27 protein-coding genes, 3 tRNA genes and 1 pseudogene are annotated in these 24375 nt (G+C 58.6%); 20 read left to right on the forward strand and 11 right to left on the reverse strand.

Annotated elements, in window-relative coordinates:
* A partial coding sequence (locus tag BM062_RS08240; RefSeq protein ID WP_254785002.1) for a contractile injection system protein, VgrG/Pvc8 family occupies positions 1 to 426 on the reverse strand: 426 nt, incomplete at its 3' end.
* Positions 427 to 578: 152 nt separating this feature from the next.
* Positions 579 to 1481: a DMT family transporter gene (locus tag BM062_RS08245; protein WP_092395707.1), complete on the reverse strand. Its 903-nt coding sequence runs from the start codon at positions 1479 to 1481 to the stop codon at positions 579 to 581.
* Positions 1482 to 1748: 267 nt separating this feature from the next.
* Here BM062_RS08245 and BM062_RS08250 point away from each other — a divergent pair, with 267 nt between their 5' ends.
* The 4 genes from BM062_RS08250 (at position 1749) to BM062_RS08265 (ending at position 4994) form a co-directional block, all read left to right on the forward strand.
* Entirely contained in the window at positions 1749 to 2852 is a 1104-nt protein-coding gene (locus BM062_RS08250; RefSeq protein WP_254785019.1) for an MGDG synthase family glycosyltransferase, read from the forward strand.
* On the forward strand, positions 2849 to 3367 hold the full coding sequence (locus BM062_RS08255; RefSeq protein ID WP_092395711.1) for a hypothetical protein: 519 nt from the start codon (positions 2849 to 2851) through the stop codon (positions 3365 to 3367). Before BM062_RS08250 ends, BM062_RS08255 begins: the two co-directional genes overlap by 4 nt.
* 258 nt (positions 3368 to 3625) lie before the next feature.
* On the forward strand, positions 3626 to 4327 hold the full coding sequence (locus BM062_RS08260; RefSeq protein WP_254785004.1) for a GntR family transcriptional regulator: 702 nt from the start codon (positions 3626 to 3628) through the stop codon (positions 4325 to 4327).
* 136 nt (positions 4328 to 4463) lie between these two features.
* Positions 4464 to 4994, forward strand: a complete 531-nt coding sequence (locus tag BM062_RS08265) for a DUF6622 family protein (RefSeq protein WP_092395715.1) — start codon at positions 4464 to 4466, stop codon at positions 4992 to 4994.
* A gap of 77 nt (positions 4995 to 5071) precedes the next feature.
* Here the strand turns inward: BM062_RS08265 and BM062_RS08270 are convergent, their stop codons facing one another.
* Together BM062_RS08270 and BM062_RS08275 are read right to left on the reverse strand one after the other, a co-directional pair.
* Positions 5072 to 5272 (reverse strand): YbdD/YjiX family protein, encoded by a 201-nt coding sequence (locus BM062_RS08270; protein ID WP_041742732.1) that lies wholly within the window; start codon positions 5270 to 5272, stop codon positions 5072 to 5074.
* A gap of 10 nt (positions 5273 to 5282) precedes the next feature.
* Complete coding sequence (locus BM062_RS08275; RefSeq protein ID WP_092395717.1) at positions 5283 to 7355, reverse strand: carbon starvation CstA family protein; 2073 nt, start codon at positions 7353 to 7355, stop codon at positions 5283 to 5285.
* 232 nt (positions 7356 to 7587) lie between these two features.
* On the opposite strand from BM062_RS08275, the gene BM062_RS08280 reads away from it, so the two are divergent.
* Both BM062_RS08280 and BM062_RS08285 read left to right on the forward strand, forming a co-directional pair.
* On the forward strand, positions 7588 to 8958 hold the full coding sequence (locus BM062_RS08280) for a cache domain-containing protein (RefSeq protein ID WP_092395719.1): 1371 nt from the start codon (positions 7588 to 7590) through the stop codon (positions 8956 to 8958).
* Positions 8951 to 9577, forward strand: coding sequence for a response regulator (locus BM062_RS08285; RefSeq protein WP_092395721.1), 627 nt, complete (start codon positions 8951 to 8953; stop codon positions 9575 to 9577). The genes BM062_RS08280 and BM062_RS08285 overlap by 8 nt, the downstream gene beginning before the upstream one ends.
* 24 nt (positions 9578 to 9601) lie before the next feature.
* On the opposite strand, the gene BM062_RS08290 is transcribed toward BM062_RS08285, so the two are convergent.
* Positions 9602 to 10081 (reverse strand): SRPBCC family protein, encoded by a 480-nt coding sequence (locus tag BM062_RS08290; RefSeq protein ID WP_092395723.1) that lies wholly within the window; start codon positions 10079 to 10081, stop codon positions 9602 to 9604.
* 133 nt (positions 10082 to 10214) lie between these two features.
* Here BM062_RS08290 and BM062_RS08295 point away from each other — a divergent pair, with 133 nt between their 5' ends.
* The 3 genes from BM062_RS08295 to BM062_RS08305 all read left to right on the forward strand — a co-directional run bounded on the left by BM062_RS08295 (position 10215) and on the right by BM062_RS08305 (position 13687).
* Positions 10215 to 12278 (forward strand): UvrD-helicase domain-containing protein, encoded by a 2064-nt coding sequence (locus BM062_RS08295; RefSeq protein ID WP_092395725.1) that lies wholly within the window; start codon positions 10215 to 10217, stop codon positions 12276 to 12278.
* 41 nt (positions 12279 to 12319) lie between these two features.
* Positions 12320 to 12604 carry a DUF4404 family protein gene (locus BM062_RS08300; RefSeq protein ID WP_092395727.1) on the forward strand — a complete coding sequence of 95 codons (285 nt, stop codon included), beginning with the start codon at positions 12320 to 12322 and terminating at the stop codon, positions 12602 to 12604.
* 183 nt (positions 12605 to 12787) lie between these two features.
* Positions 12788 to 13687 (forward strand): recombination-associated protein RdgC, encoded by a 900-nt coding sequence (locus tag BM062_RS08305; RefSeq protein WP_092395729.1) that lies wholly within the window; start codon positions 12788 to 12790, stop codon positions 13685 to 13687.
* 24 nt (positions 13688 to 13711) lie between these two features.
* Here BM062_RS08305 and BM062_RS08310 read toward each other — a convergent pair whose 3' ends face one another.
* On the reverse strand, positions 13712 to 14842 hold the full coding sequence (locus tag BM062_RS08310; RefSeq protein WP_092395731.1) for a GGDEF domain-containing protein: 1131 nt from the start codon (positions 14840 to 14842) through the stop codon (positions 13712 to 13714).
* A gap of 323 nt (positions 14843 to 15165) precedes the next feature.
* On the opposite strand from BM062_RS08310, the gene BM062_RS08315 reads away from it, so the two are divergent.
* Positions 15166 to 15684, forward strand: coding sequence for a hypothetical protein (locus tag BM062_RS08315; RefSeq protein WP_139220012.1), 519 nt, complete (start codon positions 15166 to 15168; stop codon positions 15682 to 15684).
* Positions 15685 to 15793: 109 nt separating this feature from the next.
* On the opposite strand, the gene BM062_RS08320 is transcribed toward BM062_RS08315, so the two are convergent.
* A tRNA-Asp gene (locus tag BM062_RS08320) sits at positions 15794 to 15870 on the reverse strand.
* Between the two features lie 34 nt (positions 15871 to 15904).
* A tRNA-Val gene (locus tag BM062_RS08325) sits at positions 15905 to 15980 on the reverse strand.
* A 367-nt stretch (positions 15981 to 16347) separates the two neighbouring features.
* On the opposite strand from BM062_RS08325, the gene BM062_RS08330 reads away from it, so the two are divergent.
* The 7 genes from BM062_RS08330 (at position 16348) to BM062_RS08360 (ending at position 19994) form a co-directional block, all read left to right on the forward strand.
* Entirely contained in the window at positions 16348 to 16815 is a 468-nt protein-coding gene (locus BM062_RS08330; RefSeq protein ID WP_092395735.1) for a hypothetical protein, read from the forward strand.
* A 146-nt stretch (positions 16816 to 16961) separates the two neighbouring features.
* On the forward strand, positions 16962 to 17372 hold the full coding sequence (gene rnk, locus BM062_RS08335) for a nucleoside diphosphate kinase regulator (RefSeq protein ID WP_175500932.1): 411 nt from the start codon (positions 16962 to 16964) through the stop codon (positions 17370 to 17372).
* A gap of 77 nt (positions 17373 to 17449) precedes the next feature.
* On the forward strand, positions 17450 to 17959 hold the full coding sequence (locus BM062_RS08340; RefSeq protein WP_092395737.1) for a hypothetical protein: 510 nt from the start codon (positions 17450 to 17452) through the stop codon (positions 17957 to 17959).
* A gap of 174 nt (positions 17960 to 18133) precedes the next feature.
* Positions 18134 to 18433, forward strand: coding sequence for an ElaB/YgaM/YqjD family protein (locus BM062_RS08345; protein ID WP_092395739.1), 300 nt, complete (start codon positions 18134 to 18136; stop codon positions 18431 to 18433).
* Between the two features lie 24 nt (positions 18434 to 18457).
* Positions 18458 to 18844 carry a phage holin family protein gene (locus BM062_RS08350; protein WP_092395741.1) on the forward strand — a complete coding sequence of 129 codons (387 nt, stop codon included), beginning with the start codon at positions 18458 to 18460 and terminating at the stop codon, positions 18842 to 18844.
* Positions 18845 to 18858: 14 nt separating this feature from the next.
* On the forward strand, positions 18859 to 19236 hold the full coding sequence (locus BM062_RS08355; protein ID WP_092395743.1) for a hypothetical protein: 378 nt from the start codon (positions 18859 to 18861) through the stop codon (positions 19234 to 19236).
* A gap of 68 nt (positions 19237 to 19304) precedes the next feature.
* Complete coding sequence (locus BM062_RS08360) at positions 19305 to 19994, forward strand: YiaD family glycine zipper/OmpA-like lipoprotein (RefSeq protein ID WP_092395745.1); 690 nt, start codon at positions 19305 to 19307, stop codon at positions 19992 to 19994.
* Positions 19995 to 20067: 73 nt separating this feature from the next.
* Here BM062_RS08360 and BM062_RS08365 read toward each other — a convergent pair whose 3' ends face one another.
* Positions 20068 to 20670 (reverse strand): c-type cytochrome, encoded by a 603-nt coding sequence (locus BM062_RS08365; RefSeq protein WP_092395747.1) that lies wholly within the window; start codon positions 20668 to 20670, stop codon positions 20068 to 20070.
* Positions 20671 to 20870: 200 nt separating this feature from the next.
* On the opposite strand from BM062_RS08365, the gene BM062_RS08370 reads away from it, so the two are divergent.
* Positions 20871 to 20946, forward strand: a tRNA-Arg gene (locus BM062_RS08370).
* Positions 20947 to 21242: 296 nt separating this feature from the next.
* Here the strand turns inward: BM062_RS08370 and BM062_RS08375 are convergent.
* Positions 21243 to 22601, reverse strand: a complete 1359-nt coding sequence (locus BM062_RS08375; RefSeq protein WP_092395749.1) for an ATP-binding protein — start codon at positions 22599 to 22601, stop codon at positions 21243 to 21245.
* 386 nt (positions 22602 to 22987) lie between these two features.
* Between BM062_RS08375 and BM062_RS08380 the strand changes: the two genes are divergently transcribed.
* Positions 22988 to 23461, forward strand: coding sequence for a helix-turn-helix domain-containing protein (locus BM062_RS08380; RefSeq protein WP_092395751.1), 474 nt, complete (start codon positions 22988 to 22990; stop codon positions 23459 to 23461).
* A 3-nt stretch (positions 23462 to 23464) separates the two neighbouring features.
* Positions 23465 to 24043, forward strand: coding sequence for a PIN domain-containing protein (locus BM062_RS08385; protein ID WP_092395753.1), 579 nt, complete (start codon positions 23465 to 23467; stop codon positions 24041 to 24043).
* Between the two features lie 9 nt (positions 24044 to 24052).
* Here the strand turns inward: BM062_RS08385 and BM062_RS25895 are convergent.
* Positions 24053 to 24166 (reverse strand): annotated as a pseudogene (locus BM062_RS25895) (site-specific integrase); the annotation flags it as partial.
* Between the last annotated feature and the right edge of the window lie 209 nt (positions 24167 to 24375).

Raw genomic sequence — 24375 nt, forward strand, 5'->3', positions numbered from 1 at the left:
GTAGTCGCTGAAGATGCTTTCGCTCTGTTCGCGCAGGGTCTTGCCGTGGAAGATGTAGTTGTCCTTGCGCAGGCGCAGGTACTGCAGCCACGGACCCAATCTGGCTTGATAGAAGCTGACGCTGCCGTCGGTCTTCACTAAACGGAATTCAAAGCAGTAGCCGCTGAAGTAGCGCAGGCTGCCGTCGGCGCGCACCAGCTCAACGCTGAATAATTTACCCTGCAAATCCTTGAGCGCCAGGCTGGCGTCGTCCGACAGCAGCTCTACCGTGAACGCAAAATCGCGCGACAGGCTTTCCACGGCATCGAGCTTGTTGACCAGCAGCTGCGCGGACGGGCCGTCGTCATGCGGAAACGACAGGCGCAGGATCCGATTGGTCTGGCGCCCGCCTATGAGGCTTTGCAGGCTCTGGAGTACGTTGCTCATGCGTGTCCCTGTGGTTACCCGGAATATTGTCTTACGGGAATAAATTGAGATCTAGATAATACCAAATATATAAGTAAAACAATCGACCAAATCCGGCCAGATCCGCCGCCTGGTTGCAAAAACCAGACGTTTGCCTATGGCTTGCGTATCCGTTAACTGCGCTGCCAGTTGACCAGCACGATTCCGCTCAAGACCAGCGCGGCGCCGAATACAAACGGCAAGCCGATCGGATCGTCCAGCAGCAAGACCCCGAAACTGACCCCGAACAGGGGCGTCAGGAAGGAAAACACCGTCAGCCGCGAAGCCAGGTAACGGCGCAGCATCCAGAACCAGGCCAGGAAACTGCCGAAAGCGACGATCAGGGACTGGAACACCAGGCTGGTCCACATGATGCCGGTCAAGGGAGCGGTTACTTCGGCCTGTCCCGAGGCCAGGGCCAGCAGCGGCAGCGTCACCGCGGCCACCGCCAGCTGGTACCACAAGGTCATGCTGGGAGCGGTATTGGTCAGGACGCTGCGCTTGATCATGATGGTGGTGGCGGCCCAGAACACGGCGGCCAGTACGCCCAGCGCATCGCCGGCCAGGGTACGGCTGAAACCGGCGCCGGCGTCAAAGCCGCCGGCGAACGCCACCGCGATCCCGGCAAATGCGGCGACCACGCCCAGCCATTGGGTCAGGCCGAAGCGCTCGCCCGGCACCAGCCAGTGCAAACCCAGCACGGTAAAAATCGGCGCGGTGTAGACGAATACCGACATGTGCGAGGCGGTGGTGTAGTTCAAGCCGATGGAGACGCACAGGAATTCGCCGGCGAACAGCAGGCCGGTGGCCAGGCCCGGCCAGAACGTGCCGTCAGTCAGCGAGAATTTGCTGCCGCGCCACCACATCAGGCCGCTCACCAGCACTGCCGCCACTGCCGAACGCAAGCCGTTTTGCAAGATCGGCGAGATGCTCGGCGCCGCCACCTTGATGGCAACTTGCTGCAGCCCCCAGCACAGGCACAGGATCAACATCAGGCTCATGGCCAAACCGTCCAGCGGTCTGCGAGTCGTGGGCATTTTTTCAGTCTTTCAGAAGCAGGGATGATGTGTCATAAATGTCATTTTACTCAGCGCCGATTTATCCCTATCATCGCTGTCATGAAGCTGTAACCGAGCAGTAAGAATCCGAACGCAGAATGCAAGGAGTATGCTTGAAAGTAGTCACTTTTGCATCGCCGGCGGCAAACCTGGCCGGAGCCTATCATTCATAAGCCAGTCCATGCGCCGAGCGCGCCCCGCCCTCGCAAGCTATTGCTGTTAAGCGTCTCCGCCGGCGCCGGCCACATGCGCGCCGCCGAAGCGCTCAAGGCCTACGCCGCCGCCGAATTCCCCGGTACCGAAGCAATCCACCTGGATGCGATGGATTTTGTGCCGGCCGGATTCCGTGCGGTATATACCGATTTCTACCTGCACCTGGTAAACCGCCATCCCGCGCTGTGGGGTTATGTCTACCAAAAGAGCGACAAGGCCCTGAGCAGCTCGCCGACCCAGAAACTGCGGCGCGCGATTGAACGCATCAGCACCCGCCCCTTGCGCACCGCGATCCGCGCCGCGGCGCCGGACGCCATCATCTGCACCCACTTCCTGCCGGCCGAATTGCTGGCGCGGGAAATCGGCAAGCAGCGCGTGGTTTGCCCGGTCTGGGTGCAGGTCACCGATTTCGATTTGCACAGCATGTGGCTGCAGCCGCTGATGCAGGGATATTTTGCCGCCACCGAAGAAATCGCCTACCGCATGCGGACACGCGGACTGGCGGCCGATGCGGTGCACGTGACCGGGATCCCGATCATGCCGGGCTTCGGCCAGGCCCCGGAGCGCCGCCGCTGCGCGCAGCAGTTCGGCCTCGACCCGGAGCGCAAGATCATCCTGATGATGTCCGGCGGCGCCGGCATCGGCGAGCTGGACAAGACCGTGCAACGGCTGCTGGCATTGCCCGACGATTTCCAGCTGGTGGCGCTGGCCGGCAAGAACGCCGCGCTGCTGGGCAACCTGCAGCAGCTGGCCGCGGCCCATCCTGGCCGCCTGTTTCCTTTCGGCTTCACCAACCACGTGGAGCAGCTGATGGCTTGCGCCGACCTGGCGATCACCAAGCCGGGCGGCCTGACCACTTCCGAATGCCTGGCGATGGGCGTGCCGATGATCATTCATTCACCGATCCCGGGCCAGGAAGAACGCAATGCCGATTACCTGCTGGAACAAGGCGCGGCGCTCAAGGCGATCGACCTGACTGCCCTGGCGTTCCGGGTCCAGCAGCTGCTGCAACAGCCCGAACAGCTGCTGCGCCTGCGGCAGCGCAGCCTGGCGCTGGGACGCCCGCACGCAGGCCGCGCCGTGCTGCAAACGGTGCTGAGCAAACTCGATTCTCCATTTCCGTTACCGACCACATGACCGCAACTACACCAGCAGCTTCACCATACCGCCGCCTGTTCGGCATGTTGTTCTGGGCCGTGCTGACTGCCTTCTTTTTCGCCAATGTCGAAATCCAGATCGAGGGCGCCGCCGGCTGGGCCGCCAACCTGCCGACCTGGCGCATCGAGCATCACTGGCTGCTCGACATCTTCTGGGGCGGGCGCGCCATGACCGGCTACCACGCCTGGATCTTTCCCTTCATCGCCTTGATGTTCCATTATCCGGTCTGGTTCAACGGCAGCTGGGACTGGCGCAGCGAATGCCGCATCATCGCTTCCATCATGGTGTTCTGGATCAGCGAGGACTGGCTCTGGTTTGTGCTCAACCCGGCCTATGGCCTGGCGCGCTTCAATCCGGTCGACGTGCCGTGGCACAAGCACTGGCTCGGCGCGGTGCCGGCCGACTACTGGATTTATTCGATAGCGGCGATCGTGCTGCTGTGGCTGGCAGAGCGCAGGCCGCGCCCCGCCGGCGTCGCGCTCAGCCAAGGCTGAATCAATATGTGAATCTCTGGTTCTATATAGGAGTAGAGATTCACATATGTATTGTAAAAACAACGGGAACTTGGTAAATTGCGGGCCCTTTCCAAGTTTGAAATGTTGTTAATGCTGATCAAAAAAAGTGCAAAAAACGCGCCTCTCGCCAAAAAAAACGCGTCTCTCTCGAAAAAAAACACGCCTCTCCTGAAAAAAAACGCATCTCTCTCGCAAAAAAATACGCCTCTCCCGCCAGAAAACGGCTCTGATCCGCGCTTGCCGCGCTATCTGCAAGTCCGTGACGATTTGCTGCAAAGGATCGCTTTGCGCAGCTGGGCTGCTGATGAGGCGCTGCCGTCCGAGGACAAGCTGGCCGCTGAATATGGAATCGCAGTCGGCACCATGCGCAAGGTGCTGGACGCGCTGGTCACCGACGGCGTCGTCGATCGCGTGCGCGGACGCGGAACATTTGTCGCGCGCGCCGCCGAACGCTCCTCGATGCTGCGTTTCGTGCGGATGCACGGCAAGGCCAAGAACCGGCTGCCGACCGCCCGCATCCGCTCGATGACAACCGCCATTCCTCCCGCCGAAGTGGCAGGCAAACTCAAGCTCAAGCCGCGCGACAAAGCGCTGTATCTGCATCGCATCCGTTCTTTCGACGATGAAATCGTGCTGTCGGAACATATCTGGCTGCCGCTGGCACGCTTCAGGAAGCTGCAGAAATACCTGAAAAGCAACTCGCCGCCGTCCCTGTACCCGATCTATGAAACCGAATGCGATGTGCTGGTCTCGCGCGCCATCGACGACCTGACGGCAAAGCCGCTGAACCGCGCCAATGCCGCCGTATTCAAGCTGCAAACCAAAACCATGGCGATCTGCGTCGAGCGCCTGATGCTGGACCACGCCGGCGAGCCGGTCGAATGGCGCACTTCATTTGTGCCGGCTGAACGCTTCCAGTATTCCGCGGAAATACGCTGACGGCCTGGGCGGACAATGCCGTGCCGGTCTCGCTGGATGTCGATTCACGACGTATTCCGACATTTCGTCGCATTCCGCTTCTCCCGCCTCTGCGGCGACCAGATAATCGCCGCAGATCACTCAACGGGAGCACAACATGTTTGCACAAATCATTTCACATACACCAACCTGGGTCTGGGCGCTGCTGGCGTTCCTGGTTTATCGCGGCGTCGTGGCCAGCGCCGACCGCGAAGTCACGCTGAAAAAAGTCTCCATCATCCCGCTGGTGATGCTGGCGCTGTCCTGGCAGGGAATTGCCGCCACCTTTGGCGTCACGCCGCTGACCGTCGGATGCTGGCTGGCCAGCGCAGGTATTGCAGCGGCGCTCAACTGGCAGCTGTTCCGCAAAGACCGGATCGTGGCCTATCCCGAACGCGGCGTGCTGTTCCAGCGCGGCAGCTGGCTGCCGCTGGCATTGATGATGGCGATTTTTGTGACCAAATATGCGGTTGCCGTATTGCTGGCGATACAGCCGCCGCTGGCTCACAACGCCGTGTTCGCAGCAGCGATATGCGCACTCTATGGCGTGTTCAACGGCATGTTCATCGGCCGCCTGCTGCGCATCGTCGCCTTGTACCGCAATGCGCAGCCTGCCGGCGAGGCATATAGCGGACCATTGAATAACTGACAGGCAAAAAAAAGCCGGCCGGTTGCCCGGTCGGCAAAAAACATCCCCCATAGGACGCTTGCTCAATCAAGCCGCGGCTAGCAGCAGCGCCCGACCCGGCCATTGCCGCCATAACGGGCTTCCTGGCGCTCCTTGAAAAACTCTTCATAACTCATCATCGGCTCGCCGGGATGCGTGTTTTCCATGTGTGTCACGTAGGTGCCGTACTCAGGCAAACCCACCATCAGGCGCATGGTCTGCCCGAGATAGCGTCCGGCTTTCGACAGTTCTTCCAGCATGGCCGACCTTTCAGGCTGAGGGCAAGGCGCTGGCAGGCAGCGCTTCAAACGGCGTTTCGCTGGTGCTCGGCTTGTTGGCGGCGCGTGCCGCCAGCACGGTCTTGATGCCGAAACCGAGAATGCTCAGCAGCACCAGGATGAAGAACGCCGCCAGCCCTGCATCGAGGTAATCGTTGAAGATGATCTGCTGCATCTGCGCAGCCGACTTGGCCGGCGCCAGCAGTTTTCCGTCCGCCAGCGCGGCCTGGTACTTGCCGGCGTGGGTCAGGAAGCCGACGCGCGGATTGGCGTCGAATATTTTCTGCCAGCCGGCGGTCAGGGTGCAGACCAGGATCCAGACGGTCGGCACGATGGTGACCCAGGCAAAGCGGTCGCGTTTCATCTTGAACAGCACGCATGTCGCCAGGATCAGCGCAATCCCCGCCAGCATCTGGTTGGAGATGCCGAACAGCGGCCACAGGGTATTGATGCCGCCCAGCGGATCGACCACGCCCTGATACAGGAAATACCCCCAGCCGGCGACGCACAGGGCCGTCGCGATCAGGCTGGCCGGCAGCGAATCGATCTTGCGCATGGAGGGCACGAAGGTGCCGAGCAGGTCCTGCAGCATGAAACGGCCGGCGCGGGTTCCGGCATCGACCGCGGTCAGGATGAACAGCGCTTCGAACAGGATCGCGAAGTGGTACCAGAACGCCATCATCACTTTGCCGCCGCCTATGCTCGACAAGATGTGCGCCATGCCGACCGCCAGCGTCGGTGCGCCGCCGGCGCGGGAAATGATGCTGTGCTCGCCGACGTCTTTCGCCACCTGCGCCAGCATTTCCGGCGTCACGTAAAAACCCCATTGCGAGACGGCCTGCGCGGCGCTGTCCACGGTAGTGCCTATCAATGCCGCCGGGCTGTTCATCGCGAAGTACACGCCCGGCTCGATGCAGGACGCTGCGATCAGCGCCATGATGGCGACAAACGATTCCATCAGCATCGCGCCGTAGCCGATGAAGCGCGCATGGCGTTCATTCTCCAGCAGTTTCGGCGTGGTGCCGGAAGCGATCAAGGCATGGAAGCCGGAGACCGCGCCGCAGGCGATGGTAATGAACAGGAACGGGAACAGGCTGCCCGACCAGACCGGGCCGGAGCCATCCATGAACTGCGTGAAGGCCGGCATTTTCAGTTCAGGCGCCACGAATACGATGCCCAGCGCCAGGCCGACGATGGTGCCGATCTTGAGGAAGGTCGAGAGATAGTCGCGCGGCGCCAGCAGCAGCCAGACCGGCAGCACCGAGGCGATGAAACCGTAGCCGATCAGCATCCAGGTCAGTTCCTTGCCGGTGAAGGTGAACATGGCGCTTAGCATCGGATGTTCCTGCACATACTGGCCGCCGACAATCGCTAGCATCAGCAGCACAAAGCCGATCAGCGAAATCTCGCCGATGCGGCCCGGCCGCAGGTAGCGGGTATAGACGCCCATGAACAGCGCGATCGGAATCGTCACCGCCACCGTGAACGTGCCCCAGGGCGATTCCGCCAGCGCCTTGACCACGATCAGCGCCAGCACCGCCAGGATGATGACCATGATCATGAAGGTGCCGAACAGGGCGATCACGCCGGGCACCGGGCCCAGCTCGGACTTGATCAGGTCGCCGAGCGAACGGCCGTCGCGGCGGGTCGAGATGAACAGCACCATCAAGTCCTGCACCGCGCCGGCAAACACCACGCCGGCCAGGATCCACAGCATGCCCGGCAGGTAGCCCATCTGCGCCGCCAGCACCGGCCCCACCAGCGGCCCGGCGCCGGCAATCGCCGCAAAGTGATGGCCGAACAGGACATTCTTGTTGGTCGGCACATAGTCCAGCCCGTCGTTGTACTTGTAGGCGGGCGTCATGCGGGTGGCGTCCAGGCCCAGCACCTTGTCGGAAATGTAGAGGCTGTAGAAACGGTAGGCGATCAGGTAGACGCAGACTGCGGCAATCACGATCCAGATGGCGCTGATGGATTCGCCGCGCTGCAGGCCGATGTAGCCAAACGCGAATGCACCGAGCAGGGCCAGCGCAAGCCAGCCCATCTTTGAATATAGACGATTCATTGTTCTCCTCCCAGGCGGGAATGAATATTGTGGAATATTGTTTTTATTGGATAGCGGCCGGCGCTCGCAGAGCAAGCAGGCCGCGGCCAAAGTATTTGGCATATGGGGCAGGAGGACAAGCGAGGAACTACGCACTGCGCTTGCGTAGTACTACGTAGGCAGGAATGGCGGCAGCGCAGCCGCGGCAGAGGTTTTTGATGGAACCGGCGGCGATTCCGGGTAAAGTAGCGCCATGAAATTACGGCAAAAAATCATCTTCCTGGCCATCGTCCCGCTGATCCTGGCGCTGTGCGCGATCGCGCTGGCGGTGCGGCACCAGGCGGTTGCGCTCGGCCAGCAGCAGCGCGCAACCATCCAGGCCGCCTACCTGGCCAGCAAGGAAGCCGAGCTCAAGCATTACGTGGAGCTGGCTACCTGGTCGATCGCCCATCTGTACGATTCCGGCCGCAAGGACCAGGCCGCGCTGGACGAGGCCATGGCCATCCTGTCCAAGCTGTCTTATGGCGACGACGGTTATTTCTTCATCTACGACATGCAGGGCAAGAGCCTGATGCATCCGCGCCAGCCGGAACTGGTCGGGCGCGACCTGTGGGACATGAAGGACGCCGACGGCAACCTCACCATCCAGCACCTGATCGAACGCGCCCGCAGCGGCGGCGGCTTTGAGCGTTACCAGTGGGAAAAGCCGTCCAGCCACCATGTCGCCAGCAAGCTCGGCTATGTCGTGGCGCTGCCGAACTGGGGCTGGATGCTGGGCACCGGCATTTATATGGATGACGTCGACGCCGCGCTCAGCAAGATCGATACCCAGGTTTCCGGCAATATCCGCAACACCATGTGGTGGATTGCCGGCATCGCGATCCTGAGCGCGCTGGTGGTGGGGGTATCGGGGCTGGTGCTGAATATCAGCGAACACCGGGTGGCCGACGCCAAGCTGAAAGTGCTGGCGCAGCGCGTGGTGCGTTCACAGGAAGAAGAACGCGCCAGGCTGTCGCGCGACCTGCATGACGGCATCAGCCAGTGGCTGGTGTCGATCAAGCTGCAGATCGAAGCCGGCATCGCCAAGCTCGACAACGGCCCGCAGCAGGCGGCCGCAGCACGCCCCGCGTTCGAGCGCAGCGCCGGCCAGCTGAACGACGTGCTGGCCGAAGTGCGCCGCATTTCGCACGACCTGCGGCCGGCGATCCTGGACGATCTCGGCCTGGCGGCGGCGCTCAGCCACCTGGCCCGCGAATGGCTGGAACACGCCGGCATCCCCATCGATTTCCAGCACGGCGGCAACACCGACGGCATGCCGGCGGTGGCCAATACAGTGTTGTTCCGCATCGCCCAGGAAGCCTTGGCCAACATCGCGCGCCATTCGCAGGCAACGCAGATCAAGGTGCTGCTGCAAGGCGATGCGCGAGCAGTTACCCTGACCGTGCAAGACAACGGCGTCGGCTTCGATGTCGACCAGATCGACGGCAATCCGAAACACGGCATCGGCCTGCGCAACATGGTCGAGCGGCTGGAAGCTGTCGGCGGCCGGCTCAAGGTCAGTTCATCGGCGGCCGGCACTACGGTGTTGGCGACCATTCCGCATCCGCACTATTCCTATGTCTGAAATCACCACCAAGATCATGCTGGTCGATGACCACCCGCTGGTGCGCGACGGCTTGCGCGCGCGGCTCGAGGCCGTGCCGGGTTTCGCCATCGTAGCGGAAGCCGGCAGCGCCGACGAAGCCTTGCAGCGCGCCGGAGAACAGGCGATCGACCTGGTCCTGATGGATATCAACCTGCGCGGCAGTAGCAACGGCATCGACCTCACCGCGCAGTTCCATGTCAGCTTCCCGGAAATCGCGGTGCTGATCCTGAGCATGCATGACAAGACCGAATACCTGATGCAGTCGGTGCAGGCCGGCGCGCGCGGTTATGTGCTGAAAGACGCACCCGGCAAGGACATCGTGCATGCGATAGAAACCGTGATTTCCGGCGGCATGTATTACAGCGCGGCGCTGGCGCAGAAACTAGCGCGGCCGATGACGCCGGGGCAGCTGCTGACGGCGCGCGAACGCCAGGTGCTGCAGCATATCGCCAACGGCGAATCGAACAAGCAGATTGCCCGTGAACTCGACCTGAGCGTGCGCACGGTGGAAACCCACAGGCTGAACATCAAGCGCAAGCTGGATATCGAAGGCCAGGCGGAACTGATCAAGTTTGCGGTGGAAAACAATTTCCGCTAAAGCGGCCGTAACGGCCGGCGATTGTTACCCCAGCTTGCCGTCGGCGGCCAGTTCGCGGATCACGCGGATGGTGTCGATATCGGCTTCTTCATAGGCGGAGCGCCGGAATTCGTCGTAAAACTCTTGCTCGGCCTGCGCCGCCGGCTGCCGCTCGACCGCATCGTCCTCATACTCGAAGCGCACGAACAGCATTTCCTGCTCCGGTTCTTCAATCGTCATGATCAGGCTGGAGCCGGCGATATCTTGTTGTTTCGGCACCTGGTAGCGCACCTGCAGTAGCGGCAGGTAGCTGACCACATCCTTGACGATCACTTTGCCGTAACGCAATTCACGCGCTACCGATTGCACCGATTTATCCGACAGGCGGCAATCGTCCAGATGCTCAACGAACAACATCGGCTGCTCGGCCCGCATCACCAGCCCGCGCCACAGCTGCTCGCGCGTCAGGGTATCGATCAGCGGGTTGAGAGGATCGTTGATTTCGATCAGGTGACTGAATTTCATGGCATGTCCGGCAAGATGGTTAATGACGGATTGTCCCATATTCGACGCCGGAACTGGGGCGGGACGGCAAGCAGGCTCGGAGGTCTCGCACACTGTTAAAATACAGCGCTTTGCTCCTTCCTGTCAGCCGCTGATGTCGTCTACTCCCAATTTCGGTCTCAATGCTCCCCAACGGGAAGCCGTCAAGTACCTGGACGGCCCCTGCCTGGTGCTGGCCGGCGCGGGTTCGGGCAAGACGCGCGTGATCACGCAGAAGATCCAGCACCTGATCGAGGACTGCGGCTACGACGCCAGGCATATCGCCGCGCTGACCTTTACCAACAAGGCGGCGACCGAAATGCAGGAGCGCATCGCCAAGCTGCTGAAGGATCCGAAACAGGCCAAGCACATCACCGTCAGCACCTTTCACTCGCTGGGGGTCAAGATCCTGCGGCAGGAAGCGCGCGAGCTCGGCTTGAAAGACCGCTTCTCCATCATGGACAGCGACGATTGCTTTTCCATCGTGCAAGACCTGGCGATCACCACCGATAAACAGCTGGTGCGCCGCATCCAGAACGCCATGTCGCTGTGGAAGAACGGCTTGGTCGATCCCGAAGAGGCCATCAAGCAGGCTGTCACCGAAGATGAAGCGCAAGCGGCGCGCATCTACCGCAGCTATGTGGCGACGCTGGCGGCCTACCAGGCCGTCGATTTCGACGACCTGATCCGGCTGCCGGTGGAGCTGTTCCGCAGCAACGAAGCGGTGCGCGACAAATGGCAGCGCCGCCTGCGCTACCTGCTGGTCGATGAATACCAGGACACCAATACCTGCCAGTACGAACTGGTCAAGCTGCTGGTCACCGGGCTCGGCAAGAAGCCGATGTTCACCGCGGTGGGCGACGACGACCAGGCGATCTATGCCTGGCGCGGCGCCACCATCGAGAACCTGAAAACCCTGCAGGTCGATTTTCCCGACCTGAAAGTGATCAAGCTGGAACAGAATTACCGCTCTTCCACGCGCATCCTGCAAGCCGCCAACGCGGTGATCGGCAACAATCCCAAGCTGTTCGACAAAAAACTGTGGTCGGAACACGGCCTGGGCGATCCGATCAAGGTGATGGGCATGGAGGACGACGAAAAGGAAGCGGAGCAGGTGGCGATCATGCTGTCGGCGCACCGTTTCGAGCGGCGCGCCAAGTTTTCCGACTACGCCATCCTGTATCGCGGCAACCACCAGGCGCGGACCTTTGAAAAAGCCCTGCGGCGCGAACGCATCCCGTACACCATGTCGGGCGGCCAGAGCTTTTTCGACCGCGCCGAAATCAAGGACATCATCAGTTACCTGCGCCTGATCGCCAACGAAGACGACGATCCGGCCTTCATCCGCGCCATCACCACGCCCAAGCGCGGCGTCGGCCAGGCCACGCTGGAAGTGCTGGGCACCGTAGCCGGCCAGTGGCAATGCTCATTGTTCGAAGCGGTGTTCAAGGGCGGCATCGAAGCCAAGCTGACCGACCGCCAGCTGTATCCGCTGCGCGAGTTCTGCCATTTCATCAACCAGCTGGAAGCACGCGCCAGCCGCGTCGGCCCGGCCGGCAGCGGCGAAAATGCAGCCGCCGTGCTGGACGACATGATGAAGGAAATCAATTACGAGCATTACCTGTATGACAGCTTCGACGACCGCGCGGCGCAAGGCAAGTGGCAGAACGTGCTGGACTTCACCAACTGGCTCAAGGAAAAGGGCAGCGGCGGCAAGGACGGCGCCGGCGACGAGCGCAACCTGCTGGAACTGACGCAGATGGTGGCGCTGATGTCGATGCTGGAAGGCCGCGACGAGGAGCCGGATGCGGTGCGCATGTCGACCTTGCACGCTTCCAAGGGGCTGGAGTATCCGCATGTGTTCCTGATCGGCGTCGAGGAGGGCATCTTGCCACACAAGGGCGATCCCGACGCCCCGGCCGAGACCATCGCCGCCCGCATCGAGGAAGAGCGGCGCCTGATGTATGTCGGCATCACGCGCGCCCAGCGCAGCCTGCACGTGAGCTGGTGCAAGAAACGCAAGCGCGCCGGCGAATCGGTGGTGTGCGAAATATCGCGCTTCGTCAAGGAAATGAAGCTGGACGAAGGCGACGCCATGCCGACCGAAGCGGAACAGATCACGCCGCAAAACCGCCTGGCCAGTTTGAAGGCTTTGTTGCAGAAGCCACGCGCCGCGTGAGAAGATAGATGTTAGAGTAAGAGTCAATTCAGGAGTAAACCATGAGCATAGACAACATCAAGACATCGCTGGAAAAACTCCGCAGCACACTGGAAAACAACAGCACCGTCGACAGCGAACTGAAAGGCTTGCTGCAATCGCTGGACAGCGATATCCAGGAACTGCTGAAATCCTCCGGCACGGCCGCCGCAGCCCCGGCTTCCGACCTGCGTTCGGCGCTGGTGGAACGCGCCCAGAGCATTTCGGCCCGGCTGGCGGTAAATCACCCGCACCTGCAACCGGTGCTGCGCCAGATCGCCGACACGCTGACCGACATGGGTATCTGACTACCCGATCACCCTTGCTTTGCGGACCGGGCGCCTCCCCGGCCCGCAACTGCTGCACCAGCTTCAGCTGCTTCAAACTTCCCGCGTTTTCATCGACCGGCAACCGCCTGGACATAGCGTAAATCGCCACGCAGCAGGTAGCTGTGTCCGGGATTTGTTTTATTTATTGGAAATTGGAACACTATGTGGTTTAAAAATCTTCAGATCTACCGTATCCCCGCACCATGGGCCATCTCGGCCGAACAGCTTGAAGCTTTCCTGGCGCCGCAAGCGTTTGCCAAGTGCAGCAGCCTGGAATTGCAGAGCCAAGGCTGGCTGTCGCCGCGCGACAACGGCATGCTGGTGCATACCGTCAACCGCCAGATGATGATTTTACTGGGCACGGAGAAGAAGCTGCTGCCGGCTACGGTAGTCAACCAGGTCACCAAGGCGCGCGCCGCCGAGATTGAAGAGCAGCAGGGTTATGCGCCAGGCCGCAAGCAGCTCAAGGACCTCAAGGAACAAGTCACCGACGAACTGCTGCCGCGCGCGTTCAGCATCCAGCGCAATACGTGGGTGTGGATCGATCCGGTCAACGGCTGGCTGGTGATTGACGCGGCTAGCCCGGCCAAGGCCGAAGAAATCCTGAAACTGTTGCTGGCCTCGGTCGACAAATTGCAGGTTTCCAGCCTGCGCACGGCGCATTCGCCGCTGACGTCGATGACCAACTGGCTGGCTTCCGATGAAGCGCCGCACGGGTTTACCGTCGACCAGGATACGGAACTGCGCGCCGCCGGCGAAGGCAAGGCCACCGTGCGCTACGTACGCCACACCATCGAGGCCGACGACGTCCGCCGCCACATCGCCTCCGGCAAGCAGTGCACGCGGCTGGCGATGACCTGGGCCGACCATGTTTCGTTCGTCCTGACCGAATCGCTGGCGGTCAAGCGCATCGCGCCGCTCGACGTGCTCAAGGAAGGCAACGACACCAGCAGCAAGAACGACGACGAACGTTTCGATTCCGACATGATGCTGATGACCGGCGAACTGAGCAAGATGCTGGGCGACCTGGTGTTCGCGCTGGGCGGCGAACCCGCAGTCTAAGGTTCCTAGGCGCGGGAACGGCGCCTAGAAAGCCCTGATGGTAGTGCCGCCGTCGGATGATTCGAAGGTATCGGGGCTGATCATGACGCGGTTGCGGCCGGCCGCCTTGGCGCCGTACAGCGCCATGTCGGCGCGCTGGAAGGCTTCGTCTATGCTTTCGCCGGGGCGGAAATCGGTAATCCCGATCGACGCCGTGAGGATGATGTCCTTGCCGAACTTGCTCCAGTCGTACATTTCGGTCTCGGCGCAGATGCGGTCCAGCGCCGTCACGCCTTCCTGCACCGTGGTGCCGGTCAGCACCAGCACGAACTCGTCGCCGCCATAGCGGGCGAAGTGGTCGCTCAGGCGCATTTCGTTGCGCACGATCTCGACAAAGGTCTTCAGCACCAGGTCGCCGGCGGCATGGCCGAAATTGTCATTGACCGACTTGAAGCCGTCCAGGTCCAGGATGGCGATGCAGAACGGCGTGCCGCCGCGCTGGAAGCGTTTCTGCTCGACGGCCAGGATTTCCATCAGCGAACGGCGGTTTTCGATATTGGTCAGCTCGTCGCGGGTGGCCAGCTCCTGCACCCGTTTCATGGCCAGCACCAGCTGCTGGTTCTTTTCCATGATCTTGCGCTGCATGCGGCTCAGCATGTTGGTCAGGTAGATGCAGCGGCCCAGCGTCAGGATGAAGGACAGGCACACCAGCAGTTGGCTGAAATTGCTCGCCACCGGGAAGCTCAGGTGCGAACCTGCCAGGCCGAAGGCCAGCACCAGCGCCAGCGAACCGATCAGCCAGCTGACCACGTACCAGAAGGTGCTCAGGCCGAGTACGCCAAAGCCGTAGATGACAAAAAAATTGATCAGGAACAGGTAGCCGACCTGCGGCGCCAGGATCAGGAAACCGGTCTGCAGCAGCAGGGCCGTCACCACCTGCGCAAAAGTCAGGCCGGGATCCTTGTAGCGCCGGTTGAAGCCGCTGCGGATCAGCAGGTAATAAACGCCGTTGACCAACACCACGACCATGGCGTACAGCAGCGCGATGTCCGGCTGGATCACCCCGGCATGAGCGAAACCCCACAGCAGCATGGCATCCAGCAGGCCGCTCAGGGCGACGCGCCCAAGCATGCCTAATGCCATCGCATTCATTTCTTTTCGTCGTTGCGCTTTCATGTCCCCTACTTCTCGTTGGTTGCCATTGGTTTCTTCACCACCCTTATAGGCAACAAGCAGCCACGCATGACAGACAGCAATTCATCTTTCCGGAGAAATAGATGCAGGACATGTTTCCGTGAGAAAACAATAATGCCATGTTCTGGCGATCGCACGGACGCGGGATTAAGTTATCTATCAAAATTATTGCACTGCAGATATTCTATAGCTTACTGGAAAATTAAGCCGCATCTTCTATTACTGACAAGATTGAGGTGCAAAGCGGCGAAAGTGGCACAGCAAATTTTAGGGCGTCTTTAGCGTTTTAAGGGGATCAGGACAGCATGAGAGTCATTATTTTATTATTAGTTGCTGTCGGGATAGGCAGTTGGTACTGGAATCGTCAAAATTCCATCGATGAGGAAAGCGTAAACCGCTTTTACGACACCGCCACCGAGCACGTGCTGAATGGCCGCAGCAAGGAACTGTGCGCAATGCTGAGCAAGGATTTCACGCGCACCGGCGTCAACTCCACCAGCCAGGGACGGATCCAGGAAAACGCCGACAAGGACGAAACCTGCGACAGGTACAACAAGATGTTCGCATCGCTGGCGCAAGCCGGGCGGCTGGGCGGGGTCTCGACCAATTACCAGGTCAACATCGAGCATATCGAGATCAGCAAGGACCGCAAGAGCGCCGAGGTGAAACTTTCCTCCAGCGTCAGCATGGCGCTGGGGCCGATCGGCAGCATTGCCGAAACCAGGGATAAAAGCAGCGAGACGCTGGTGATCCGCAATGGCAAGCTGCTGCTGCAGAAATCCGAGGGCGCCGCGATTACCCGCACGATAGGCGATCGTTTTTGACGCTCGCTTAAAAAGCGCAGACGAATAAAAAGACGACCTTGCGGTCGTCTTTTTATTTGAATTCGGTTCCTGAAATAAAAACGCCCGCTTGCGCGGGCATTTGTATTCTTGGCGGAGTGGACGGGACTCGAACCCGCGACCCCCGGCGTGACAGGCCGGTATTCTAACCAACTGAACTACCACTCCTAAACTGCTGCTTCATTAAGATCGTCTGGCCACTTGGTGGGTGCTGAGAGGCTCGAACTCCCGACCTACGCCTTGTAAGGGCGCCGCTCTACCAACTGAGCTAAGCACCCAAAATGCACACTTAGTCAGCCAAACTTTCTTAGCGTATGTCACTACGCCTGAAGGGGGCAGATTGTACAACGGTTTTTTTAAATTTACTAGCGCTTCGTCGCATTTTGTTTTGAAAAGTTTTTCGCAATATCGGATTTCGGCCCGCAAACCGCCTGTTTGCCTGGTTCTCATCGTTTCGCCGCGGGAATTGAATGCCTCGGTTATTTTTTTGTTTGAATCGGTTTGCCGACATGGAACACCAGGTACAGCTCGACTGTCATATCATCATGGAGCCATTCAATGACCGTCGTCGGCGACATGGCGCCCAGGGGTTCACCGCCGTCATTTGTTAATATTTAACCAACTCAAACTATAAGAAGAACCGCGATGAATGCCAAGATCCGCATTAGCCTGTACAGCGTGACTGCGATCATGCTGGCCGCCTGCACCGGCATGCTGGGGGAAGCGCCGGCGCCGCCCGCCACCACCCCTACCGCAACGTCGACCGCCGCCACGCTGGATGACTACAAGCGCGCGCTGGCGCAACGCATTGTCGCGGTCAACTCTACCCAGGTGTATGTCGGCCGGCCGCAGGCGCTGCTGCGCGCCGTGATCGTGCTGAAATATTTCGTGAACGCCGACGGCCAGCTGCTGCGCGCCGACGTCCTGCGCACCAACCGCGATCGCAAGGCCGAGGCCACGGCGCTGGCCGCACTGCGCCGCGCCGCGCCTTTCCCTAAACCCGACAGCCGGTTCCTGCATCGCGGCGAAGTCGAGCTCGCGGAAAGCTGGCTGTTCAATGACGACGGCCGTTTCCAGCTGCGTTCGGTCGCCGAACAGCAGATGGACGAGTAGCGGCCGCGCGGATTGCGTCCGGCTTGCTTCCGGCGCGCTTCTCGCCTACCATCGAGCCATCAGCCTGAACGCAATGCAGGACTCCGTGAGATATTCCACCACGCCGCGTTCGCACTTATCCCCCTTTTCTACGAGACAGCACAGTCATGGATATTCAGCCGCCACTCATCATTTCCAGTTTCGACCTGGAGCGTATTGAACAATTGCTGGCGTCCAGCGCTTACCGCAACCTGCCTGGCGTCGACGCCTTGCAAAACGAACTGGGCCGCGCCACCGTGGTCGCTCCCGAAGATATGCCGCCGGGCGTGATCACCATGAATTCGGCGGTGCGTTTCATCGATGAAGTCAGCAATACCGAATACGGCATGACGCTGGCCTATCCGAGCCCGTCCAACCCGCCTGACGCGGTATCGATCCTGGCGCCGGTCGGCAGCGCCCTGCTCGGCCTGTCGGTGGGGCAGTCGATTTCCTGGCAGGGTCCGGGCGGCCGTCCTTTGCAGTTGCGCATCCTGGATGTGACGTACCAGCCGGAAGCCAACGGCGAATTCCACCTTTAAGCGCCCGTACTGCAGCAGCAGATTTTCAGGACGCGCGATGTTCGCGTCCGTTACACAAAGAATAAAGACAAGTCATCATGTTAAGCGCAGATTACCAACGCCCTGCCAAGCTCTATCGCTATTCGGAGCGGCAATGGCTGGAACGTTCCTTGACGCTCGGAGAATTCCGTTTGCGTCCACCCGCGGAAAGCCTGCAGATCAGTAACCTCCATCATGCGCACGGCGCGGCAAAACGGGCCACGCCGCAACTGCTGACCTTGAGCATGAGCAGCAGCGATGACGCCAGCCTGTTCAACGCGTTCGCGCCGTCGGATTGCTGCCTGGTGATCCACGATACCGAACATTTCGGTGAACTGATCCACCGCGCCGCGCAGCGGCTGCTGCCGAACTGGGCCGGGATCGACGCCGCCGTCAGCTACGGCCAGCCGAGTCCCCTGGGCAGCGCCTTCAGCAAAGGCAAGCGCGATGCATCCCAGCATGAATGGCTGTTTGCCTGGCGGCCGGCGCAGGCGACCATCACCTTGCGCCCCGTCGTCATCCAGATCGGCAATATCTCGGCGATCGCCGAACTGCGCGACAGGAAATGAGGCGTGATTGCCGCCACGCGGAGCGGCAATCCAGTGCACATTCAATGCCAGAAAGACACTTTGTTGGCAAGCAAGCATAGTAGCCTGTATCATCGAACGCCTAAGCTAGCTTGGCCGCAGCATTTACAGAAGCGCTTGGCTATACTTGAAAATCATGAATGAAGGAGTCACACGATGCACCGATCCACTCTGAGAACCCGCAGCGATCTGCGCAGCATGGTCGAAGACGCGCAACAACTGTTCCGCGAAGCTGCCGCCACCACCGGCGAGAAAGCCGAAGACCTGCGCGACAAAGGTTTGGAACTACTTGATTCGGCCGTATCTAAAGCACAGGACGTACAAGCTGCAGCAATCGAGGCAGGCAAGGAAATCGCCGCTACCACCGATGACTATGTCCAGGAAAATCCATGGCGCGCAATCGCCATTTCGGCCGGCATCGGCCTGCTGGTCGGCCTGGCCATCTCCCGTAAATAACCGCAGCATAACCGTCAGGCGCGCATGAACCCACAACAACCCAAACAAAGCAGTCCGGGTCTGGTGTCCGGGCTGGTCGGCACCGCCAAGAACATGTTTGCGCTGATCATCAGCCGCATCGAACTGGCCGCGCTGGAATTTTCCGAGATCGGCTCGCACCTGTTCAAGCTGCTCCTGGTCTGCGCGCTCGGCATTGTCGCCTTGTGGTTCGCGCTGGCCTTCTGGAGCGGCCTGCTGCTGGTGCTGGCGTGGGACGCCCTGGGCTGGAAGATACTGCTGATCCTGGCGGCGTTCTTCACCATCGTGACGATCGGCACCGGCTTTTATGTGCGCAGCGTACTGCGCCAGGGCCGGCTCGGCTTGCCCGTCACCATGGCCGAGCTGCGCAAAGACCGCGACGCCTTACTTTGAACACGGAACCCGACATGGGCAGATATCCAGGACCGGACAGCAGTCTTTCCACCGCCGAGCGCAAACAGAAGCTGCTGCAGGAAGGCGCGGCCTTCCGTGCCGACATGCTGGTCTCGCGCGATATCGTGCGGGCCAACCTGAACAGCAAATCGCTGGCGACCATTTTACTGGGCCGGATGACCGGCATCGCTTCATCGGTGTTCAGCAATCGCGGCAACCCGGGCGGCAGCAACCTGCCTGCCATGCTGCCTTTGCTGCTGACCGGCGCGTCATGGCTATCCAAACGCCGTACCCGCAAACCTTTGCTTATCGGCGCCGCCCTGCTTGCTGCAATCGGCGGCGCCGCTTATGTCAACAGCAGGAAAAGCAAGACAACTACAGATGATGAATAACCGTAGCCTCCAGCCGGAAGCTGCGGTTTTTTTTGCTGGCGCTGTCTCAACCTTAGAAAGGAAAGACCATGAATAAATTCAAGTTGGGTGCCCTGGTTCTCGCAGTTTCAATGGCAACCGCAGGCTGTGCCGACATGTCGGAAACCCAAAGAGGAACTGCGATGGGCGCTGGCGCAGGTGCTGTGCTGGGCGGCCTGGTGGGCGGCATTGCCGGCCCAGGCGGCGCCGGACGGACAGCTGCCGGTGCGGCAATTGGCGCTGCGATCGGCGCGGTTGGCGGCAATATCTGGGGCAAGCGCCAGCAAGACCAGAAGCTGGCGATGGAGCGGGCAACCGCCGGTACTAACGTCCAGGTCACGCAGACCGCCGATAACCGCCTGAAGATCAATGTTCCGGCCGATACCGGCTTTGCTACCGGACGCGCTGACATCAATCCGGCCCTGCGCCCGATCCTGGATCAGCTGGCGACAACACTGGTGCAGAATCCCGCCGCCCAGGTGGAAGTCTACGGCCATACCGACAATACCGGCACGGATGCAATCAACAATCCGCTGTCGAACCAGCGCGCGCAGAATGTTGCCAACTACCTTGGCAGCCGCGGCGTTGCACCGAATCGTATCCTGACGAAGGGCCTGGGTTCCACAGAGCCTGTAGTCGCCAATGATACGGCGGCTAACCGTGCAATCAATCGCCGGGTTGAGCTCTACACTTACGAACGGGATCCTGGGCAAGGCCAGCCGCAGGCACGGGCCTACTGATCTTCGCCCCAAGTCCTTGGGCAAAAAAAAGCCAGTCGATGTGACTGGCTTTTTTACGACCGGCTATGCCGGATTATTTTGCTGCAGGCGCAGCGCTGGCTGCTGCGGAAGCGGAAGCCGCCACACTTGCCGAGGCGTCGGCGGCGGCGGCTGGCGCAGCTGGAGCCGGCACTTCCGGTTCCTTGAACTTGCCGCCGGACTGGTTGGCCATGTAGACCACGGCGCGCGCAACTTCGATATCGTCCAGGTCGGCATTGCCGCCCTTGGCCGGCATCGCCCGCAGGCCGTGCAGCGCATAGCCGACCACCTTGTCGTAACCTTCCGCCAGGCGCGGTCCCCAGGCGCCGGCATCGCCGACCTTGGGCGCACCGGCAACGCCGGCTGCGTGGCATGCGGCACAGGTGGACTTGAAGACTTCTTCGCCGGACAGCAGCTGCTTAGGCGCGTTGACATCCTTGAAGGTGAAACCGGCATCGGCTACCGGGCTGATGCGGGCCGCAATCGCTTCCGGGGTCTGCCCCTCGGAACCGGCGCCGACCTTCTTGCCGGCAGTGACGTATTGCACCAGCAATACGATGCAGATGATGGGGACCAGAAAGCCCGCTGCAATGGCAACGATCAGCTGCTTAGGTGTCCTGATCGCGGATTGATGTTCTTCGTTATGTGCGTCGCTCATGATTCCCTCAGTACAATTTTCAAAGCCGTAGCCGGATAGGCGCCAAAAAACCGTCCGAATCGCCCAAACAGCACACGATCCCCCGCCAAACCCTTGATTATAGTCCCAATAATTACTATTTGGAACGCTGAAACGTTGCTTTGCATGGACGCGCGCGCAGAAAAACGGTATCCTTCATGCCTCTTCACCGTTCCTCTCATGCGGCTGTAGCTCAGTGGATAGAGTATTGGCCTCCGAAGCCAAGGGTCGCTGGTTCGATTCCAGCCAGCCGCACCAGTTTTTCTCATATAAATCAATACGTTATGCATTGCAATATTTAGCATTGATGTGCAATGTTTTGCATTTTTTTGCACAGTTAGTGTGCCAAGATTGTGCCATCACGTTGTTGCGAACGGGTACGTAGTGCCGGCAGGAATAAGCGCGAGACCACCAATGGTGAGAAATTTATGAAGTCGATCAGTTGGTGGTGAGATATTCATTGGACTCCGCTGTATTTAGCGACATAAATTTTCCTTGCGTTTTTTTGCCTGTTCCTTTGGCTGCCCTGTCTCAAATTACTCGAGCACTATATATTAATTGCCGTCGTCTTCCTCTCTGGATAACCGTATGTTGCGTGGAACACTCGGACCGTAATGGCCGGTCCTGCTGTTCCCCACATGCATGACTGATTTCGGACTTTTCTTTTCTCCAGTTAAATCGACTTTATTGACCTCGGCTTGCATCCTCACGTAGCCCCTGAGCATTTTTTCTCTGTACATGTACCAGCCTTTTCGACCCGGAACCTGAGATAAAACCCCCCCATATGCCGGCGTTTTTAATTTCCGGATAGCTTCGTTGTACTTTTGCTGCACCAGTGATTGACGTCCCTCACGCTTGGTAACCACACGTGAAAATGAAGCATACATTTCGTCTAACGGTCGAAGTAGCTCGTCGCCGTCAGCCGTTGACCACACCACATCTTCAAATTCATTGCTGCGGTGCAGAACCGCTTTTTCGTAGGGTCGTTTTAATTCAACATTCGTTTGACGAATAGCCGCATTCAGTCCCGCATAAAAATGATCCCATGTCACCATCGTGCATGGTTCCTCGTCCGTAAACACTTGCCACAATATTTGCTGCATGATCAAATGAATGTAGTAGGGAAACCCATCACTGATCAGGGCGATACGCCAGTTCACATCATTATCAACATCAAGACCAAACGCTTCCGCAGCTTCTGTAACAATTTCCCTTCGCGCGTCCCATCCAAGCCTGGGAAGTTCGATCGTAGCAATCTGGCGATGCGCGGAAGCATGAGCGCCCAACAGCTCCTCGCAGGACTGCCCAACTCCGGTGATTAGGAACTTGATGTTAATCGACTGATCGCCAAGCTGTTTTAAGAGCGATGCAAAACGGCTACGCTCTTTTGAGTCTGGGATCGCGTCAAACTCATCCAGCACGACTACCGGCTTCTCGGAATGTTTTTCCGCAACTTGTTTTAATAATTCCGCAGCGTCCCCGACAGTTTTTATCTGGGAAGCCAGGTCAAGACCACTGACTTCGTCGCCGCTCGACCATTTCAATCCCCGCCATTCCATCGATACGGAATTTTGTACTTTAACGGATTCATATTTTCTCCGCTTCAGAGCCTGAAGCGCGATATTCGCAATGATCGAGGTGAATGTTTCGTCCACGGCGCCGCCAACAGAGATTGGTTCAGCGTCAGAGCTTTGATATTGTGCCGCGGCCGTTGCAGCCAGCGAGCTTTTTCCGACTCCTCGGTCACCGAAAATAAAGACGTGGCGACCAGCCGAGAAGAGCGTGCGCTTGATTTCGACAAGAAAATCGTTCCGGCCTTTGAGATGCTCGATACTTTTGATAGGCGTAGCCGGGTTAATAACGGTTGCCAACTTTTCGCCAAACTCATCTTCTGTGTAATTCTCAATTGTCATTTTCGGAGCACCAGTGGACGCAGTGAAAGAACGGATTGTTGCCAATAAGATAGTTTTCTAATTGAATTCCTCGCAGGCCGAACAATGAATCTCGAGCAAAGTATGTAGCTTTGAATAACGTGACAGTGTTGCAATTGTACTGGATATAAATACAGTTACGATCTAATTTCGCCAAGAATAGATTGATAAATTTCACACTAAAAAGTCGTACAAAAATCCACAGTCAATTTCGTTGCGAATATTTCGTTTGTTTCGTATAATTTGTTTACAATGATTTTGACGTAGCCATTTGCTGTGGCAGAAATTTGATTCTCAAATTTCTGCCACAGCGAATGACGCTTACAACACTGCAAAGTTGTAAGCATCGAAGCCCTGGAGAAAATGACATGTCAAACGACCTTGATCTAGATATGGTCTTGGACAATAAAGAAGATGTGGAGCTTGCAAAAGCCGCACAGCGCTGCATCGTTAGCGCACTGGATCATTCTAAAGCGATCAATATCGCGATAATTGAAGATGGCGTCGAGCGGGATGATGGATCGCCTCTACTGCGTTTACCCCCTAAGGTTTTGCGACTTATTGCCGACCTGCTTGGCTCATTAGCCCAAGGTAAGGCTGTCGCCATAATGCCGAAGGAGCTTGACGTTACGACCCAAGAAGCTGCCATGTTCCTGAACGTCTCCCGCCCTTTTCTCGTAAGACTGTTGGAGGAAGGCAAGATTCGATATCACAAGGTCGGGACACATAGAAGAATACGCTTTGAGGATGTAGTCGAGTACAAGGAAAACAGGCGGAAAATTTCACAAGATGCTCTGCAGAAGCTAACTGACCAAGCTCAAGAGCTGGGTATGGGCTATTGATTAATGGCCGGATCTTATAGCTATACCGTCATTCTCGACGCCTGTGTTTTGTATCCAGCGCCGTTGCGAGATTTACTGTTGAGCCTTGCTGAGGCCGACGTATTTCGCGGGCGTTGGACATCGACCATTCACGACGAATGGACCAGAAATGTATTAGCTAATCGTCCGGATCTAAAACCTGACACCCTGAATCGTACTGTCGCGCTAATGAATGAGGCCGTCGATGACTGCCTGGTAGAAAATTACGAATATCTAATCGATTCCCTGTCGCTGCCAGACAAAGATGACCGACATGTTCTTGCCGCAGCTATTGTTGGACATGGCGATGCGATAGTTACTTTCAATCTCAAAGATTTTCCTAGTGAGATTGCAAACGCACACGGCCTAGAAATATTGCATCCGGATGATTTTCTAGTTGCACAATATGGTTTGGCTCCGGTAAAAATGCTCAAGATCGTCAAAACGCTCCGTGAACGACTCAAAAATCCACAACGAACGGCACAAGAGCTAATTGCTACGTACCTCTCCCAAGGCTTGCCACAAACTTGTAAATTGCTGGAAGATGCAGTTGGGTTAATCTGACGGGCAAAATTACCCAAGTTTCTTAGCTAAGTCTTCGGCGCGTAAATGCGTATGTCGCTTCAACATTTCAAGCGTCTTATGTCCGGTAATCGCGGCCACTTCCATAACATTTAACCCCTTTTCGATTTGAACGTGCCACTGACGTTAACCCTTTTTGCGTATCGTCGCCATAAATTTGGAATAAGTGATTGCTAACTGCCATCAGCGTGCCAAATTTGTGCCAATAAAAGCAAAAAATCTTTAATAGCCTTATAAAACCTTACTATATTTTAGGCCTCCGAAGCCACAGATCACTGGTTCGATTCCAGCCAGCCGCACCAATAAAATCAACA

Origin of the sequence: Collimonas sp. OK412 (genome assembly GCF_900112135.1) — a bacterium.
Classification (GTDB): domain Bacteria; phylum Pseudomonadota; class Gammaproteobacteria; order Burkholderiales; family Burkholderiaceae_D; genus Collimonas; species Collimonas rhizosphaerae.

What these genes read in the sequence shown, in the direction of transcription:
- BM062_RS08250 (WP_254785019.1), top strand. Translation starts at nt 1,749, where the DNA reads ATGCGCGCCGCCGAAGCGCTCAAGGCCTACGCCGCCGCCGAATTCCCC.
- BM062_RS08350 (WP_092395741.1), top strand. Translation starts at nt 18,458, where the DNA reads ATGAACCCACAACAACCCAAACAAAGCAGTCCGGGTCTGGTGTCCGGG.
- BM062_RS08355 (WP_092395743.1), top strand. Translation starts at nt 18,859, where the DNA reads ATGGGCAGATATCCAGGACCGGACAGCAGTCTTTCCACCGCCGAGCGC.
- BM062_RS08385 (WP_092395753.1), top strand. Translation starts at nt 23,465, where the DNA reads ATGGCCGGATCTTATAGCTATACCGTCATTCTCGACGCCTGTGTTTTG.
- BM062_RS08270 (WP_041742732.1), bottom strand. Translation starts at nt 5,272, where the DNA reads ATGCTGGAAGAACTGTCGAAAGCCGGACGCTATCTCGGGCAGACCATG.
- BM062_RS08265 (WP_092395715.1), top strand. Translation starts at nt 4,464, where the DNA reads ATGTTTGCACAAATCATTTCACATACACCAACCTGGGTCTGGGCGCTG.
- BM062_RS08300 (WP_092395727.1), top strand. Translation starts at nt 12,320, where the DNA reads ATGAGCATAGACAACATCAAGACATCGCTGGAAAAACTCCGCAGCACA.
- BM062_RS08305 (WP_092395729.1), top strand. Translation starts at nt 12,788, where the DNA reads ATGTGGTTTAAAAATCTTCAGATCTACCGTATCCCCGCACCATGGGCC.
- BM062_RS08245 (WP_092395707.1), bottom strand. Translation starts at nt 1,481, where the DNA reads ATGCCCACGACTCGCAGACCGCTGGACGGTTTGGCCATGAGCCTGATG.
- BM062_RS08315 (WP_139220012.1), top strand. Translation starts at nt 15,166, where the DNA reads ATGAGAGTCATTATTTTATTATTAGTTGCTGTCGGGATAGGCAGTTGG.
- BM062_RS08275 (WP_092395717.1), bottom strand. Translation starts at nt 7,355, where the DNA reads ATGAATCGTCTATATTCAAAGATGGGCTGGCTTGCGCTGGCCCTGCTC.
- BM062_RS08330 (WP_092395735.1), top strand. Translation starts at nt 16,348, where the DNA reads ATGAATGCCAAGATCCGCATTAGCCTGTACAGCGTGACTGCGATCATG.
- BM062_RS08255 (WP_092395711.1), top strand. Translation starts at nt 2,849, where the DNA reads ATGACCGCAACTACACCAGCAGCTTCACCATACCGCCGCCTGTTCGGC.
- BM062_RS08290 (WP_092395723.1), bottom strand. Translation starts at nt 10,081, where the DNA reads ATGAAATTCAGTCACCTGATCGAAATCAACGATCCTCTCAACCCGCTG.
- BM062_RS08280 (WP_092395719.1), top strand. Translation starts at nt 7,588, where the DNA reads ATGAAATTACGGCAAAAAATCATCTTCCTGGCCATCGTCCCGCTGATC.
- BM062_RS08295 (WP_092395725.1), top strand. Translation starts at nt 10,215, where the DNA reads ATGTCGTCTACTCCCAATTTCGGTCTCAATGCTCCCCAACGGGAAGCC.
- BM062_RS08310 (WP_092395731.1), bottom strand. Translation starts at nt 14,842, where the DNA reads ATGAAAGCGCAACGACGAAAAGAAATGAATGCGATGGCATTAGGCATG.
- BM062_RS08365 (WP_092395747.1), bottom strand. Translation starts at nt 20,670, where the DNA reads ATGAGCGACGCACATAACGAAGAACATCAATCCGCGATCAGGACACCT.
- BM062_RS08375 (WP_092395749.1), bottom strand. Translation starts at nt 22,601, where the DNA reads ATGACAATTGAGAATTACACAGAAGATGAGTTTGGCGAAAAGTTGGCA.
- BM062_RS08340 (WP_092395737.1), top strand. Translation starts at nt 17,450, where the DNA reads ATGTTAAGCGCAGATTACCAACGCCCTGCCAAGCTCTATCGCTATTCG.
- rnk (WP_175500932.1), top strand. Translation starts at nt 16,962, where the DNA reads ATGGATATTCAGCCGCCACTCATCATTTCCAGTTTCGACCTGGAGCGT.
- BM062_RS08360 (WP_092395745.1), top strand. Translation starts at nt 19,305, where the DNA reads ATGAATAAATTCAAGTTGGGTGCCCTGGTTCTCGCAGTTTCAATGGCA.
- BM062_RS08380 (WP_092395751.1), top strand. Translation starts at nt 22,988, where the DNA reads ATGTCAAACGACCTTGATCTAGATATGGTCTTGGACAATAAAGAAGAT.
- BM062_RS08345 (WP_092395739.1), top strand. Translation starts at nt 18,134, where the DNA reads ATGCACCGATCCACTCTGAGAACCCGCAGCGATCTGCGCAGCATGGTC.
- BM062_RS08285 (WP_092395721.1), top strand. Translation starts at nt 8,951, where the DNA reads ATGTCTGAAATCACCACCAAGATCATGCTGGTCGATGACCACCCGCTG.